The 14,504-nt window shown below is 63.6% G+C and carries 16 protein-coding genes; 10 read left to right on the plus strand and 6 right to left on the minus strand.

The window, feature by feature from the left end:
* Positions 1-16: 16 nt before the first annotated feature.
* Entirely contained in the window at positions 17-2,179 is a 2,163-nt protein-coding gene (locus tag KF821_09665) for a hypothetical protein (GenBank protein MBX3006076.1), read from the minus strand.
* 78 nt (positions 2,180-2,257) lie between these two features.
* Here KF821_09665 and KF821_09670 point away from each other — a divergent pair, with 78 nt between their 5' ends.
* The 4 genes from KF821_09670 (at position 2,258) to KF821_09685 (ending at position 5,107) form a co-directional block, all read left to right on the plus strand.
* Positions 2,258-3,733, plus strand: coding sequence for an FHA domain-containing protein (locus tag KF821_09670; protein MBX3006077.1), 1,476 nt, complete (start codon positions 2,258-2,260; stop codon positions 3,731-3,733).
* 19 nt (positions 3,734-3,752) lie between these two features.
* The gene (locus tag KF821_09675; protein ID MBX3006078.1) at positions 3,753-4,238 is read left to right on the plus strand and encodes a PaaI family thioesterase; all 486 of its coding nucleotides are present in this window, start codon (positions 3,753-3,755) and stop codon (positions 4,236-4,238) included.
* On the plus strand, positions 4,228-4,770 hold the full coding sequence (locus KF821_09680) for a hypothetical protein (protein ID MBX3006079.1): 543 nt from the start codon (positions 4,228-4,230) through the stop codon (positions 4,768-4,770). The genes KF821_09675 and KF821_09680 overlap by 11 nt, the downstream gene beginning before the upstream one ends.
* A gap of 130 nt (positions 4,771-4,900) precedes the next feature.
* Positions 4,901-5,107, plus strand: a complete 207-nt coding sequence (locus tag KF821_09685) for a hypothetical protein (GenBank protein ID MBX3006080.1) — start codon at positions 4,901-4,903, stop codon at positions 5,105-5,107.
* Positions 5,108-5,174: 67 nt separating this feature from the next.
* Here KF821_09685 and KF821_09690 read toward each other — a convergent pair whose 3' ends face one another.
* Genes KF821_09690 through KF821_09700 form a run of 3 tightly spaced genes read right to left on the minus strand, consistent with a single transcriptional unit; the run spans position 5,175 to position 7,673 of the window.
* A complete protein-coding gene (locus KF821_09690; GenBank protein ID MBX3006081.1) occupies positions 5,175-5,849 on the minus strand; it encodes a hypothetical protein in 675 nt (224 codons plus the stop codon).
* A gap of 1 nt (position 5,850) precedes the next feature.
* On the minus strand, positions 5,851-6,648 hold the full coding sequence (locus tag KF821_09695; protein ID MBX3006082.1) for an ABC transporter permease: 798 nt from the start codon (positions 6,646-6,648) through the stop codon (positions 5,851-5,853).
* The gene (locus tag KF821_09700; protein ID MBX3006083.1) at positions 6,645-7,673 is read right to left on the minus strand and encodes a hypothetical protein; all 1,029 of its coding nucleotides are present in this window, start codon (positions 7,671-7,673) and stop codon (positions 6,645-6,647) included. Before KF821_09700 ends, KF821_09695 begins: the two co-directional genes overlap by 4 nt.
* Before the next feature lie 64 nt (positions 7,674-7,737).
* On the opposite strand from KF821_09700, the gene KF821_09705 reads away from it, so the two are divergent.
* Complete coding sequence (locus KF821_09705) at positions 7,738-9,186, plus strand: HD-GYP domain-containing protein (protein ID MBX3006084.1); 1,449 nt, start codon at positions 7,738-7,740, stop codon at positions 9,184-9,186.
* A 56-nt stretch (positions 9,187-9,242) separates the two neighbouring features.
* Here KF821_09705 and KF821_09710 read toward each other — a convergent pair whose 3' ends face one another.
* On the minus strand, positions 9,243-9,458 hold the full coding sequence (locus tag KF821_09710) for a cold-shock protein (GenBank protein ID MBX3006085.1): 216 nt from the start codon (positions 9,456-9,458) through the stop codon (positions 9,243-9,245).
* A 275-nt stretch (positions 9,459-9,733) separates the two neighbouring features.
* Here KF821_09710 and KF821_09715 point away from each other — a divergent pair, with 275 nt between their 5' ends.
* The 4 genes from KF821_09715 to KF821_09730 all read left to right on the plus strand — a co-directional run bounded on the left by KF821_09715 (position 9,734) and on the right by KF821_09730 (position 12,416).
* Complete coding sequence (locus tag KF821_09715; protein MBX3006086.1) at positions 9,734-10,096, plus strand: response regulator; 363 nt, start codon at positions 9,734-9,736, stop codon at positions 10,094-10,096.
* Positions 10,097-10,440: 344 nt separating this feature from the next.
* Positions 10,441-10,992, plus strand: coding sequence for a sigma-70 family RNA polymerase sigma factor (locus KF821_09720; GenBank protein ID MBX3006087.1), 552 nt, complete (start codon positions 10,441-10,443; stop codon positions 10,990-10,992).
* Entirely contained in the window at positions 10,992-11,882 is an 891-nt protein-coding gene (locus tag KF821_09725) for a hypothetical protein (GenBank protein ID MBX3006088.1), read from the plus strand. Before KF821_09720 ends, KF821_09725 begins: the two co-directional genes overlap by 1 nt.
* 3 nt (positions 11,883-11,885) lie before the next feature.
* Positions 11,886-12,416: a hypothetical protein gene (locus KF821_09730; GenBank protein ID MBX3006089.1), complete on the plus strand. Its 531-nt coding sequence runs from the start codon at positions 11,886-11,888 to the stop codon at positions 12,414-12,416.
* Here the strand turns inward: KF821_09730 and KF821_09735 are convergent.
* Positions 12,413-14,077 carry an HD domain-containing protein gene (locus KF821_09735; GenBank protein MBX3006090.1) on the minus strand — a complete coding sequence of 555 codons (1,665 nt, stop codon included), beginning with the start codon at positions 14,075-14,077 and terminating at the stop codon, positions 12,413-12,415. The two genes, KF821_09730 and KF821_09735, sit on opposite strands and share 4 nt — an antisense overlap.
* Before the next feature lie 198 nt (positions 14,078-14,275).
* Here KF821_09735 and KF821_09740 point away from each other — a divergent pair, with 198 nt between their 5' ends.
* Positions 14,276-14,488, plus strand: a complete 213-nt coding sequence (locus tag KF821_09740) for a cold-shock protein (GenBank protein MBX3006091.1) — start codon at positions 14,276-14,278, stop codon at positions 14,486-14,488.
* The last annotated feature ends 16 nt before the right edge of the window (positions 14,489-14,504 follow it).

The following is a 14,504-nucleotide window of genomic DNA, read 5'->3' on the forward strand; positions in this document are numbered from 1 at the left end:
CTTCATTTTGGCGCGCTTACTCAAAAGTAACCGCCCCACCGCTCAACCGGTCGATGCAGCCATTGACGAAGTTGCGCTCCTCAATGCCGGGGGCGGCCACCCCGTAGGGATTGGGCAGCAGGGCGCGCAACTTCACGGTGCCCTGCGCTGCGGCCTGCGCACCTTGCAGGCTGGCGAAGAAGCTGCGCACCGACAAGGCGTAATGCTGGTACTCGGGCAACAGGGCTGCGCTGCTGCTGGCTTGCACCAGCAACACGATGCTCAACAACACCAGCGCGGCGCGCTGGGCATAGCGCAGGCCGCGCCCGGAAAGCTGCTTCAGCAGCCAGGGCGCGCTGAGCAAGCCGGCCAGCGGCGCGATCAGCACGGCCAAATAGGTGGGGATGATCGCCGTGCGCGCCGGCAAGCCATCCAAGGCGTAATGGCCGACGGCATTGGCGCTCAGCACGCCGGCCGCCAGGATCAAGACCGCGCCGAAGCTCAGGCCGCGCAGCCGTGGCGCGGGCATGCGCCGTGCGCCCACTGCGCGCGCCGCCAGCACCAGCCCAATCACAAATAAGGCCAGCGTCAGCCCGTTGAGCGCATCCCCGAACAGTAGCACGCCCGTATCATAGAGCGCCCCATAGCCCACGCGCAGCGGGTCAAAGCTGGCCCCCAATACACTGCCGCGCGCCGCCGTGCCGGGCGAAAACAGATGCACCGCCAAGGCGGCCAGCGCGCCAAAGAGTTGTGCGCTCAGCGCCGCCGGCCACCCGCCGCCCGCGGCGCGGCGCGCCGGGCGGCGATAGGCATACACCAGGCCCAACGCCGCCAGCAACATGCCCACTTGGGCGGCGGCATAGGCTTCGTGGAACAGGCCGGCAACTGCGCTCCCCAGCACCAGGCCGCCCAGCGCCCCAGGGCGCAGCGGGCGGCGCGCTCCCAGGGCCAGCAAGCCACCCAAGGCGGCGCTGCCCACGATCAACGAAGCCACCAGCGGCTCGCGGCCAGAGCGCCAATACAGCGATTGCGCCACAGTAGGCGTGAGGATCAGCGTCACCAGCACGCTCAAGCTGCTCAGCAGCAGTGCGGCGCCCCATGGGCGCCGCGCGCCGAGCCAGTGCAGCACGCCGTGAAAGGCCCATGCCAAAGCCGCCACCCACACCGCCAAATACAGCAACACCTCAGCGGGGAACTGTTGTTGTGGTGAAAGGCCACCGCTGAGCATGCCCAGGAAGTTCCCCAGCAAGCGCCCATTGGCCTGCGTATAAAAATTCCAGGTCCCCTGCCACACGCCCACTTCAGCTGAGGAGATGGCATAACAAAAATCATCGGCAGCCAGGGCCGCATTGCGCCCCACCACGCCCATCACCAGCAGGTTCAATGCCGCCAGTGCGCCCAGCCACACCAGCCAGCCAGCCTCCGCCGTAGCGCGCCCGGCGGCGGGCTGCAGCGCTAGCGCCAGCCCCACGGCCACGCAGACGCCCAGCACCACTAGTGCCAGCGTGGCGGCCCACAGCAGCGCCTGGCGCAGCACGCTGATGCCCAGCGGGTGGCTGCCGTGCAGATTGAGCACGCGGCTACCCGGCAGCGGCTCGTCCAGCGCGATGGTGCGTGCCTGCCCATCCCACACGATGTGGGCCGGGCCAACCTGCGGGCCACTCTGCAAGGAGAGTACAACGCCCCCTTTAAAGAAGGCCTCGTAGTGCACGCACGAGCCGGACTGTTGAGTTAGCAAGGTGTCGCCGGAAAAATTCCACGGGTCATCGCCCTTGATGCCGGCCAGCATCACGCGCACGCCATCCTCGCGGGTGATGCCTTGGATCACAAACGGGGCGTACATCGGCTGCGGGGCACACACCTCGAGGCGGTGCGTGGCCGGCACGCGCACCTGGGCCTGCAGCATGAGGCCTACGGGCACCAAGCCAGCAAAGATCAGCGCCGCCAGCGCCCATGTGTTGGCCGGCAGCTTGCGCCGCCGCGCCAGCCACCCCTCAGCGCCCAGGCGCGGCAGCGCCGTGGTGCTCAGCCAGGCACCCGCCAGGCTGGCCAGGGCCACACCGGTCAGCAGTGGCCTGGCCGGCCACTGCAACGCATCCAACCAATACACCAGCACAAACCAGCCCAGGGCCACCCCGGGCACCGCCCATAGCAGCCTTTGGCGCCAACCCAGCCGGTTTTTCTGTTGTTGTTTCTTCATAGGGGCCAAACCGCGGCGATTATAATGCCTCCACTTGGCGGCTTGCTTCGGGGCGGAGCCGGCCGCCAACCTTCGCCCATGTGGACCCTTACCGTGCGCTCCCCCGACAGCAAGCCGAGCGAATATCTGCTCAAGCCCGGCCTCAACAGCATCGGCCGCCGCCAGGATAACGACATCCTGATCGCCGATGAAGCCGCCTCGCGCCAACATGCCGAGATCCAGCTCAACGACGAGGGCAACACCATCACCATTCGTGATCTGGGCAGCCGCAACGGCACCTACATCAACCGCCGCCGCATTACTGAGAATTTTGATTTCAAGCTCAGCGCCAACGATGTCGTGCGCATTGGCTTGTATGAAATTCTGGTGACCCAACTGGCCAGCGATCCGCAAGAGGAGCCGGCCGCGCGTGGCGTACAACCCTTCAGCCGTGAGCTGCTGCTCGAATCCTTTGATAACCATGCCGTGCTGCTTTACGAAGTGATCCAGCAGCTCAACAACATTCTCGATGTCGAGATGGCCCTCAAAGAAGTCAGCCGCCTGCTCCAAGTCACCCTGGGGGCCGATCAATGCCAGGTGGTGCTGGCGCAGGATTTCGAGCGCCTCGAGGCGCTGGGCATCCCGCGCCGCATCGCCGATACTGCCATCCAGCAGCGCAGCGCGCTGCTGCTGCCCAGCCAGGAACCGCAGACGCGCAGCCTGCTGGAAGAAGCCAGCCGCCAACTGCACTTGCAAACCCTGCTGTGTGTGCCCGTGGTGAGCCAGGAGCAAACCATCGCCCTGATCTATATCTCCAAGAGCCGCCGCGGCACGCGCTTCTTTGGCCAGCGCGATATGCAGTTGGCGGTGGCCGTGGGCCACCTGGCGGCGCTGACGATTGAGCGCGTCAGCCTGATGGAGCGCGTGCGCGAAGAGCAGCGCATCCGCCAGTTGCTGCAGCGCTTTGTGGCCCCGGTGGAGGCGGAATTCCTGCTGCGCAGTTACCTGCGCAGCGGCAAGCTGCCCACCCTGGCCGAGCAGCGCCTGACCATTCTGTTCGTCGATATCGCCGGCTCGATCGGGCTGGCCGAGCGTATGGGCAGCCAGCCTTTCGCCCAGTTGCTCGAACGTTACTACCAGGACGTAACCGACATCATCTTCCAATACAACGGCCTGCTGGATAAGTATCTGGGTGATGGCGTGATGGCGGTCTTCGGCATGGGGGCTAAAGGCCAGCCGGAGCTGCAGGCGGTGCACGCCGCGCAAGAGATCCTGCGCCAACTGGAAGCACGCTACCGCACGCCTGAGCGCTACATTGACGTCGGCATCGGCATCAACACCGGCAACGCGGTGGCCGGCTACGTCAGCACCAAGGAGCGCGTGGAGCTCACCGTGCTGGGCGATGCGGTCAACATCGCCGCCGGGTTGCAAAACCTGGCGCGCCCCAACCGCATCCTGTTGGGGCCGGAGACCGCCGCGGCGGTGGCCGGCCAGGTGACGCTCAAACCACTGGGCGAGCTGCCGATCAAAGAGCGCAGCCACCCGGTGGATGCCTTCGAAGTCACCACTCACTAAGCAGCGGTACACTAGCTGCATGAGCGCAATTCCCTTCCAAGACCAATACCTGGATGCCCGCGCCGACTGCTGGGGCTGTGGGCGCAATAACAATCACGGTTTGCACATCAAGAGCCACTGGGAAGGCGATGAAGCCGTGGCGTACTTCACCCCGGCCGAGCACTTCACCGGGCACAAAGGGGTGCTCAACGGCGGCATCATCGCCACCCTGGTGGATTGCCACAGCATTGGCCTGGCGATGGCGCATGCCCACCGCCAGGAGGGCCGCGCCATCGGCAGCCTGCCACTGATCACCTACGTCACCGGCTCGCTGCAGGTGGATTACCTGAAGCCCACCCCGCTGGATGGCGCGCCGCTGGAGCTGCGCGCCGCCGTCACCCGGGTGGAGGGGCGCAAGACCTATGTACACTGCCGCATCCTGGCCCACGGGGTGGAAACCGCCCGCGCCGAGGTGTTGGGCGTGCGCATTGCCGAGCCACCGGAGCTGCCCCGCCATGAAAGTTAGCTACCGGCCCACCTTTGCCCAATTCGCCGATAACTACCTGGCCACCTACTACAGCGGCGGCGTGCAGACCCTGCGCCGCGTAGCCGGCGGCCCGCTGGTGATGTTCCTCGGCACGCTGATCATGGTGCTCACCTTTGACCGCACCCCGGCCTGGTTCCTGCGGCTGCTGGCCGTGCTGCTGGGCCTGTATGTCTTCTGGCGTGGCTTGGCCTTCACGCTGGGGCCGCTGTTCAATGTGTTTCTCGTCTATCTGCGCCGCGAGCAGCTCTTCGGGCCGCACATGCCGCTCACCACCCTGCAGCTGCGCGGCAAGAGCCTCTCGATCGAGCAGAACGGCGAGGCCGCTCGCATCCCGGTCAACCACATCCAGTCGATCCAGCACCGCGCCGATAGCACCTGGCTGCTCACCTACAGTGACCAGATGCTGTACATCCCGCGCCAGGGGCTGGAGAGCGGCGACCACGATCGCTTCGTAGCCCGGCTGGAGGCACTACTCGCCCCGCCAGAGCCGGCAGAGGGCGCAGAGTCATAGTACACTTGTTCTGAATTTCAGCCTCTGGTTTTGTTGCAGCTTACCCTGTGCGAATGTTAAAATTAATCAGCATCGGGAAAACAACATTGCCGGTAGCAAAAATCCCCAAACCCTCATAAAGGAGAGGATTATGGCGTACTCATTCACCAACTCAAAAGGCACCACGTATTACCTGCACGCCCGCTCCAAGCCCAACAAGAGCGGCGGCACCACCACCCTGTACTTTTTCTCGAAGGAAGTGAAGGACGGTGCCGTGGAGAGCCTGCCCGCAGGCTACCAGGTGGCCGAGATGAAGACCGGCTTGCCGGTGCTGAAGAAGGATCAGCCCGCCGCCTAGCGGCGGCATGGCAGCTCCTGCCTGGCACCATCAAAAGCGGCGCACCTGTGCGCCGCTTTTTGTTTCCCTAGCGCCGCCGCAGCACAAACTGGCGCGGGGTGCGCCCCTTGCGCTCCCAGATGCGCTGGAAGCGTGATTTGACCGGCGGGCTGAAGCCGCTCAGGTAGGCGGCGGCGTGCGCCTTGACGAAGCGCTCATCCGCCTCAGCCAGCGCCAACATGTACTCGAAGAAGGCCGCCTGGTCGCTCACTACGCTCAACTCGCCGCCCGGCGGCAAGGCCAGGGCCAGCAGATCCAAAAAGGGCGCAGCGAACAGGATGCGGCGGGCGTCCGCCGGCTTCAGCAGTGGATCGGGAAAGTGCAAATAGGCGCGCTGCCAGGCGCCCGGCCTTACTAAGGGGGCCAGCAGCTTGAAATCGGCGCGCAGCACCTTCATATTCGCCTGGCCGGCCTCAGCCGCGGCCCAGGCGGCGGCATGGGCCGCCCGGTTAGAGATCTCGATGCCCAGAAAGTTACTTTGCGGGGCGGCCTGCGCCAGGCTGAGCAAATACTCGCCAGAACCAGCGCCAATCTCTACCGCTAGCGGGGCGGCGTTGCCAAACAAGGCGGGCGAGGTAAGCGGCGGGAAGCTTTCGGGCTGCAGGGCCAGTTGGCGCGGGTGCCATTGCAGCAAATACTGCTGGGCCAACTCCGCTGGCAGCGGGCGCAGCTTGAGGCGGCCCAGGTAACGACCACGCGCCATCTCAGCCCAGGCTCCAGTTACGCTCGAGGGTGCGTAGCAGCGCCAGCAGCAGCGCCGAGACCAGCAGCAGGATCAAAGCCAGCGCAATCGCTACGCCACGGTCGCTCTCCAGGCCGACGTAGATCGCCAGCGGCATGGTTTGGGTGCGGCCCATCAGGTTGCCGGCAAACAGCAGCGTGGCGCCAAACTCCCCCAGGCAGCGCGCCAGGCACAGCAACGCGCCGCTGATCAGGCTGGTGCCGGCGGTGGGCACCATCACATAGCGAAAGAGCTGCCAGTTGCTGGCGCCTTCGGTGATCGCCGATTCCTCGAGCTGTTTATCGACATTGAGAAAGCCCAGGCGCGCCGAGCGCACGAACAGCGGCGCAGCCACGAACAACTGCGCCAGCACCACCGCCAGGGTGGTGAAGGGCAGGCTGAGCCCCCAGCCCAGCAGTTGGCTGCCCAGCAGGCCGCGCCGGCCAAAGGCCAGCAGCAGCGCCAACCCAGCCACCGAGGGCGGCAGCACGATCGGCAGGTCGATGACCAGCTCGATCAGCGCCTTGCCGCGAAAGCGCCAGCGCGCCAGGGCGAAGGCCAGCGGCGTGCCGGTGAAGATCGCCAGGCCAGTGCTGAGCACGCTGGTGCTCAGGCTCAGGCGCAGGGCGCTCAGCGCCTGCGCCTGGCCAAGGCGCGCCAGCACCTCGCTGGTGGCGCCTTGCAGCACCAGCGCCAGTACAGGCAGCCCCAGCAGCAGGGTGAGCAGCACTCCGGGCAGAATCAGCAGCCCGGTGGAAGACGCGAAGCGGGTTTTGTTCATTTAGGTTCCAACGGATTGGGCGGCACATTACGAATACTATCGCCCCAGCGCGGCGGCAGCTCGGCGTGCGCCGGCAATGGCTCCAGGAAGATCGAACGCGCCAGGTCAGGGCAGTTGGGCAGGCCGTGATTGAAGTAATCATCTTGATGATAGTCCAACGTCATGTAGAGTGGCGAGAAGCTGCCGTCATAACGGAAGTACATCAGATCCTGGGCGTTGTCGGTGACATGGCCGCCATCGACATGCGGGGCACACTCGGCCACCAGGCCGAGCAAGTGCAGCACCTCGTGCAGGATAGCGGTTTCGAAGAAGCCGGTGTAATCGGCGGAGCGCGTGAAGCTGCGCGGGCAGCTTACATCGACGGTGGGGTTATAGCCGCGCAAGAGCAGGAACGCCGTCTGGCCCAGGCCGCCCGGCGGCAGCGGCGCCAGGCCGCAAAAGCCCTCCGGCGTGGCGAAGACACCGTCGTAAAAGACCACATACAGCTTGGTGGGCTGCACGCCGGTTTGTGTCTTGAGCCAGTTCTCGATCAGATCGCTGACCGCCAGGTGCGTGCCGCTGATCTCGGCGGCCAGGTAGGGCAACTGCACGAAGGTAACATCCAGGCGGCCCTCGTACGTATCCAGACGCAGGCGCCGCCCGCTTTGCGCTTCGAGCCAGGCGTTGAGCGCGTTGGCGGAGAGCTCGATCACGCCGTTCACATCGAGCAGATCATCCTTGCCATCCTGCGGGATGGCATAGATGAAGTGCACCTGGTAACCGCTGACCTCATCCGGCCGGTCGCTAGTGGCGTAGGGCAGCTCAGTATCGCGCCGCGGAGATGGTGTGGGCTGCATCGCAAGCGAAGCTTGCGGCGCAAGCGCGGCCTGCGGCGCACTGGCCGCAGCCGGCACGGGCGCGACGCTGCGGGCTGCCGCGGCGCGGGCCGCCTGCCCCAGGCTGGCGCGCAGCGCAGCGCGCCCCGCGCCGGGGGTGCTACAGGCGCACAATAGCAGGAGAGCTAGCAAGCCGTGCTGCATTCGCATGCGTTGAGTATAACGGCGGCGCCCCAGCGTGCGGCGGATGCGGCTGTTATAATGCGCCTGCTCTATGAGCCGAGTCACAAAGCTACTCAAGCGCGTGTTGACCTATCGCAACCCGCTGCTTGGGGTCACCGCAGCCCTGGCTGTTTATACGTATCTACATTTTTTGGCTCCCGCGGCGGATGTATATCTGCTGCACCCTGGCCATCACTTTCATCTGGTTTCAATTATTTCAGCAATTTCACTGGGCGTGGCTATCGCCGTGGGCATGGTGGGCGTACGCCAGCGCAATCTGCAGGTGATCTATGTGGCGCTGGCCTTCGTTTCGCTGGCCACGCTGTTCAGCCTGCACGGGCTCACCACCCCCGGCTTCATGCTCGGGCCTAATTTGGTGGTAGGCGCCACTGCCCAGTTGGCTGTGTTCACCACCAGCTTTTGGCTGCTCATCTCGGCGTTGCCCAGCAGCCACACGCTGAATACGCGCCTGGCCCGCTATGTGGTTTGGTTGCTCTTGCTATACCCGCTGGGCTTATTGGCGCTGGGGGTGCTTTCGATCCAGCAGCCGCAGTTACTGGCTTGGGTGCCGGCGCGCGAGGTGCCGCTGGGCATCGGCCTGAGCAGCTTGACCATCGGCATGGCGCTGATCGCCGGCTACCGCTATTGGCAATCGTACCGCTACTCAAAGTTTCCCTTCCAGTTGGCGATGGCCTACACAGGCGGCTGGGTGGCGGTGGCGATGTTCATCATCGCCACCAGCGAGACCTTCTACCTGGGCTGGTGGCTCTACCATGTACTGCTGCTGCTGTGCGTGCTGATCTGCGTGGCCGGGCTCGCTCGCCAATACCGCCGCCCAGGCGAACCGATGCTGGCGCTGCAAGGTTTGTTCAGCAGCAACCCCGGCGAGCAGGTGGAAGCGGTGGTGTCCAACGCGGTGCGCAATCTGATCATCGCCACGGAGCAGCGCGATCCGTACACCGCCGGCCACCAGCACCGCGTGGCCCAGGGCGCCTTGCGCCTGGGCAAGGCGCTCGATCTGCGCCCGGAGCAGTTGCGCGCCCTGGTGCAAGGCGGCGTGGTGCATGATGTCGGCAAACTGCGCGTGCCGGATGCAGTGCTGAGCAAGCCTGGCCCGCTCAGCCTGCAGGAACGCCGCGCCATCGAGCAGCACACCATCGCCGGCTACGAGATGTGCGCACGGCTGGGCTTCATGCAGGATGAGCTGGGCATCATTCGCTGGCACCACGAACGCCTGGATGGGCTCGGCTACCCCGATCATTTGCAAGGCGAGCAGATCCCCCTGCTGACGCGTATTCTGACGGTGAGCGATGTCTTCGATGCGCTAACCTCGGGCCGTGCCTACCGCGCGGCGCGCAGCACGGCCGAAGCGCTGAGCTACCTGCAGCGCAACCGCGGCACCCAGTTTCAAGCGCGCCTGGTGGATGTGTGGGAGCAGTTGGTGCTGGCTGGCGAGATCCGCAGCGCCCCGGTGGCCAACCCGCCGGCTGGCGAAGGCTGAGGGTTAACTGAAAAGCGGCGCCCTCGGCGCCGCTTTTTTTTGCACGAGAACTGCTATTAGGGGAGTACAGGGGTTACGTCTTGCGCCTGGGGGCCTTTTTGGCCCTGGACGACAACAAATTCGACGCGTTGGCCTTCCTCCAAAGAGCGGTAGCCTTCGCCAACGATGGCGCTAAAGTGCACAAACACATCTTCGCCATTATCACGTTTGATGAAGCCAAAGCCTTTGGTGGCGTTAAACCACTTGACTTCACCCGTCACCCGTTCAGCCATGATCCGGAGCCTCCTTTCGTATAGTTGCTAGAGGTCCGACGATGGCTCGTCGATCAGTGGAACACCCAACTGTTTTTTGACAACTGCTAGCACTGCAAAAATTCTAGCATGCGCAAAACGGGCCTGTCAATCATCTGAGCTATGCGCGCCGTGGCCCGGGCATAGCGCGCCTGGGCGCGGCGCGGTCTAACAAATTTGTTAGTACCGCCCCTTGCAGCGCATGCTAGGATAAACAGACAGTTCACTCCAATGTAAGGTTGGGGTCATTTCAAAGTATGCCGAAGATTTTGGTGGTTGAAGACATGCCGGATAGCGCCGAGCTAGCCGCCCAAATTTTGCGCCGCTACGGCCATGAAGTGCTGATAGCGCCCAACGGGGAAACCGGGCTGGCCCTGGCGTTCGAACACAAGCCTGATCTGATCGTTTACGACTATTGGCTGCCCGATATTGATGCGCGCACTTTTTTGGACCGCTTGCGCGCCACCCCGGGCCTGGATGGCATCCCCGTTTTGGCCTGCACCGCCACCCCAGCCGCCGCCTTGCAACCCGGCCTCTCAGAAAATGGCTTCAGCGGGCTGCTGCACAAGCCCTATCGGGTCAGCAGTTTAATGGAAGCCGTCGACGCACAACTGGGTTGAGCGAACGCAGAATCAAGCCGGGGGGCGAGACATCAGTACGGCCAGGCCAGCACCCAACAAGATCACCACGATCAGCAAAAACAGGGCCACTTGCGGCGCCTCGTTAGCCCAGGCCTGGGCAGCGATCACGGCCGGCATGCCAGCCCCTGGCCCGCACGGGCAGGCACCAGTACCAATGTACAAGAGCGGATTCGGGCGCTTGCAGGTATCTTCATGTCTCCAGCCTCCAGTTCAGGTTGGTCGTAGGGCTGAAAACGAGCCCGTGTGCAGGGTATTACGCTGCCCTACTGCACAGGGAAGTAGCTGGGATATACTTTACAAGCCAGACTAGGAACGGTTCGCCATTGGCAAAAACCAAACAACTTCTTCGCGAAGAGCAAGTCGTCAGCGAAGCGATTAACGGCGATCAGCAGGCTTTCGCCTTGCTCTATGACACGTACGTAGACAGCATCTACCGTTTTATTTACATACGCGTCGAAGACCAGCAAACCGCTGAGGATATTGCCTCCGGCGTGTTTCTGCGAGCGTGGGAGAAGTTGGGCAAATACCAGCAACGCGGGCTGCCCTTCCGAGCCTGGCTGTTTCGCATTGCCCGCAATGCGGTGATCGACCATTACCGCACCCGCAAGGAAGTGGCTCCGCTGGAAGCCGCGCTGAATGCTAGTGATCGTAACCCCCATTCGGTTTCGGAGGGCGTGGCGATCAAGCTGGAGGCCGAAACCATCTTGCGGTTGATGAACAGCCTGACAGAAGACCAGCGTAACGTCTTAACGCTTAAGCTCGTTCACGGCTTAGACACAGAAGAAGTTGCCAAGGTCTTAGGAAAACGTCAGGGGGCCGTGCGGGCACTGCAGATGCGAGGATTGCAGACCCTGGCCAAACTGATGGAGACATAGTGCCAAACCTGGAACAGGCCCTCGACGATGCCATCTACATGGTGCAGCAGGGCAAAAGCCTCGAAGAGGCTCTCACGCAATACCCTCACCTTCGCCCAGAGTTAGAACCCTTACTTACCGCCACCTTACAAATTTGCAAGGTGGCGCCGGAGCCCGACGCGGCCTTCCGCGCCCGTGGCCGCAGTGCGCTGTTGGCGCACATGGCGGCCCGGCCACGCCGGCGCGGCGGCGCGCCACGCGGGTGGGTGCGCCTGGCCGCCGGAATGGCGGCCATTCTTGTGGCGCTGACCAGTGCCACAACCGTGATGGCCCAAACCACCTTGCCCGGTCACCCGCTGCATCCCGTCAAGCTCTATAGCGAGAAAGTGTGGCGCGCCCTGCAGCCTAACCCAGTGGAAGCCGACCTGCGCCTAGCGCAACGCCGCCTGGAAGAGTTGCTGGCGGTGGAGGGCGCGCAGGTGCCCCAGGCTCTCAGCGCCTATGCGGCTTCATTGGAAGTATTGCGCCTGGATGTAGAAAGCCTGCCCAGCCACGCACTGAATACGCAAACCGCCCTGCATGCCCAGCGCCAACAGGTGGAAGCGCTGCTGGAAGCCAGCGGCTCCACCGTTGACGACGTATTCAGTTTTATGCCTGCCCTGACCGACATCATCACCAACAATCCCAAGCAAGACCCGCAAGCTGCGCCGCAGCCGCAAATTCAACTGGTCGTGCCCGTGGTTCCCGCGTTGGGAGGCTCGCTGAGCGTGACTGGCGGCAGCGAAGGCGTTTCGGTGGAAGTAGGTGCCAAGGAAGGGCCGGCGCTCTCGATCGAGCTGAACAGTAAAGAGCCACTCAGCTTGTCCGACAGCATTATGAAAGCTCTCAGTACGCCGCAATCCGACAAATAATCCATGAGCACTTCCGCCAGCCAACCAGAGCTGCGCCTGCGCTGGATCCTGCCGGTGGTCTTGCTCTTCTCGCTTTGGGTCAATTACCAGATCGCCAGCGCTGGAGCGCTGGATATTGATGAGTTCGCTCCGCTGATCCTGCGCCCCGGCCGCTTTGCCAACTACGGCCGTGATGCAGCCCAACTGGCCTTCCCGGCGGTGGACCCTGCGCTATACAACGAAGTGCTGCAGGATCAAGCCAACGCCGCACCCAGCGGCAGCATCGGCGCCATCGCCCCCACCGGCCAAGCCACCCCCACTAGTGCCGGCAGCCAAACCAGCACGCCACCCGCGGGCGTAGGCGGCGGCATCTCTACCGCCCTTCCCGCGGTGGGCGAAGTGGTAAACGAAGTACTTAATGAAGTGCTCCCCGAATTAGTGCCACCTGTAGTAGCCCCGGTATTGGATGAAATCGTCCCCGCGGTCGTAGAACCAGTGAACAATATCGTACCTATACTCCCCACTGCAATCTGCATACTTGGCATCCGCTGCTAGCCTGCGATCATCTCCTGAAACGTGGCCAGCACCTGCGGGTCAAAGTGGCTGCCGGCACCCGCGGCAATCAGCGCCCAGGCTTCGTCGCGCGCCATCGCTTTACGATACGGGCGGTCTGAGGTCAGCGCATCCCACACATCCACCACAGCAAAGATGCGTGCCTCCAGCGGGATCTCTTGCGCTTTCAAACCCAGCGGGTAGCCGCTGCCATCCCAGCGTTCATGGTGATGGTAGGGGATCGCCAAGGCCGGCTTGAGAAAATCGATCTGTTCGATAAAACTACGCGCGTGCTCAGGGTGGCGGCGCATAATACCGATCTCTTCGGCGGTCAGTGGGCCGGGCTTGAGCAGGATCGAATCCGGCAGGGCGATCTTGCCAATGTCATGCAGCAGCGCGCCGCGGCGGATGGTGACCAGCTGCTCGCCATTCAGGCCCATGCGGCGCGCCAGCTCCACGGTCAGCTCGGCCACGCGGCGGCTGTGCCCTTCGGTCTCGTGGTCGCGCAGATCCGTGGCGCGTGCCCAGCCTTCGATGGTGCGCTCGTACGCGCCCAGCAGCTCCTGCTTCGAGCGGCTGAGGCTGCCGAGCATGTGGTTGAACGAGCGCCCCAGCACGCCAATTTCATCGTTGCTATCCACCGGCACACTGGCGCTCAGGTCACCCGCGGCGGCGCGCTGGGCGGCGCGCTTCAAACGGCTGAGTGGCTCGGTGATGCGCCCGGCCAGCCACACCCCCACCAGGATCACCAGCACCAAGGACGCCATGGTGAGGATCAGCGTATTGGTGCGGCTGAATTGGGTGGCTTGCACCAGAAAGTTGGTAGCCAGGGAAACGCCCACGATGCCCGCCGGCTGGCCATCCCGCACCGCCCAAACCGAGTTCAATTCATTGTACGTAATGCGCTCTTCAGCCAAGGGCAGGATCAAGCTGCCGCTGTCCTCGCTGCGGTTGACCGCCTGTGCCTGCGCGCTGCTGAGCGGGCGTGGTTGTGCCAGGCTGGAGGCGAGCAGTTGCCCATCGGCGCTATAGAAGCTCACCTGCGCCAGGCTCTCCTCGCGCAGCGCGGCGGCCAGACTCTCGACGCTGCGGCCCACCAGCAGCACGCCCACCACCACGCCATCCTGGCGGATCGGGCCGCTCAGCACCAGGTGCGCGCCGCTTTCCAGCGCCAGCACTTGGGCATACTTGTCGCCGCCGGCGTCCTCGCGCCCGGCCAGCACCTCCGTCACCAGCGGCAACTGCAGCAGCCCGCTGGGCGGCGCAATGCCCAGGTAACCGCTGGGGCCCAGGGCAGCGCTGAGCAGCGGGCCAGCCTGGGCGGACACCACGCCCAGGTACTCCACGCCGTCGTTGATCGCCACGGGCAGCAGCAGGGTCTGCAGCTGCGCGGCATCGTTGCTTTGCAGCGCAGCGGCCACGCCCTGGATGTTGCTGAGCAGGCGCAGATCGGCCAGCAGCTCTTCTTCCTTGCGCACCAGGCTGTCTTCCACCTGCACGGCACTGGCGAAGAGCTGGTTGGTAAAGCGCTCTTCCACCGAATCCACGATCAGCCGCGTGGTGATGTAAGTAGCCCCGGCAGACAGGGCCAGGGCCAGCAGCATGTAAGGCAAGGCAATTTGCACCAACACCGGGATATAAAATTCACGCAGTTTTGAGAACATTCGTCACCAGTAAGTAGAAACTCGCCCTATTCTCCCAGAACCTACCAATCCATGCTGGATTTTTACCAATCCATGTGTGCTTGACACGGTAAGGCGCATATGTACAATCCACCCAAACAATTTCGAAAGGAATTGTCCTGGGCCTGTACGGCTGGGGAGCTGGCCCTTGCTTCAACATCGGAGAGGAGATTTTTCAGCATGGCAGAGAAGGAAAAGGGGACGGTAAAGTGGTTTAATAGCGCAAAGGGCTACGGCTTTCTCGAGCGCGACTCTGGGGGGGACATTTTCGTCCACTTTAGTGCGATCATAGCCGATGGGTTTCGTACCCTGAAAGAGGGCCAACGGGTGGAGTTTGTTGTCGGCGATAGCGACAAAGGCCCGCAAGCCCAGGACGTTGTAGTGGTTGACTGACATCACAATGCAAAAA

Source organism: Anaerolineales bacterium (genome assembly GCA_019637755.1).
Lineage (GTDB): Bacteria > Chloroflexota > Anaerolineae > Anaerolineales > UBA11579 > JAMCZK01.

Bases quoted from the DNA above. Each gene is read 5' to 3' on its own strand.
- KF821_09680 (MBX3006079.1), top strand. From the start codon at position 4,228: ATGAAAGTTAGCTACCGGCCCACCTTTGCCCAATTCGCCGATAACTAC.
- KF821_09675 (MBX3006078.1), top strand. From the start codon at position 3,753: ATGAGCGCAATTCCCTTCCAAGACCAATACCTGGATGCCCGCGCCGAC.
- KF821_09735 (MBX3006090.1), bottom strand. From the start codon at position 14,077: ATGTTCTCAAAACTGCGTGAATTTTATATCCCGGTGTTGGTGCAAATT.
- KF821_09685 (MBX3006080.1), top strand. From the start codon at position 4,901: ATGGCGTACTCATTCACCAACTCAAAAGGCACCACGTATTACCTGCAC.
- KF821_09710 (MBX3006085.1), bottom strand. From the start codon at position 9,458: ATGGCTGAACGGGTGACGGGTGAAGTCAAGTGGTTTAACGCCACCAAA.
- KF821_09715 (MBX3006086.1), top strand. From the start codon at position 9,734: ATGCCGAAGATTTTGGTGGTTGAAGACATGCCGGATAGCGCCGAGCTA.
- KF821_09740 (MBX3006091.1), top strand. From the start codon at position 14,276: ATGGCAGAGAAGGAAAAGGGGACGGTAAAGTGGTTTAATAGCGCAAAG.
- KF821_09705 (MBX3006084.1), top strand. From the start codon at position 7,738: ATGAGCCGAGTCACAAAGCTACTCAAGCGCGTGTTGACCTATCGCAAC.
- KF821_09670 (MBX3006077.1), top strand. From the start codon at position 2,258: ATGTGGACCCTTACCGTGCGCTCCCCCGACAGCAAGCCGAGCGAATAT.
- KF821_09700 (MBX3006083.1), bottom strand. From the start codon at position 7,673: ATGCGAATGCAGCACGGCTTGCTAGCTCTCCTGCTATTGTGCGCCTGT.
- KF821_09695 (MBX3006082.1), bottom strand. From the start codon at position 6,648: ATGAACAAAACCCGCTTCGCGTCTTCCACCGGGCTGCTGATTCTGCCC.
- KF821_09690 (MBX3006081.1), bottom strand. From the start codon at position 5,849: ATGGCGCGTGGTCGTTACCTGGGCCGCCTCAAGCTGCGCCCGCTGCCA.
- KF821_09730 (MBX3006089.1), top strand. From the start codon at position 11,886: ATGAGCACTTCCGCCAGCCAACCAGAGCTGCGCCTGCGCTGGATCCTG.
- KF821_09665 (MBX3006076.1), bottom strand. From the start codon at position 2,179: ATGAAGAAACAACAACAGAAAAACCGGCTGGGTTGGCGCCAAAGGCTG.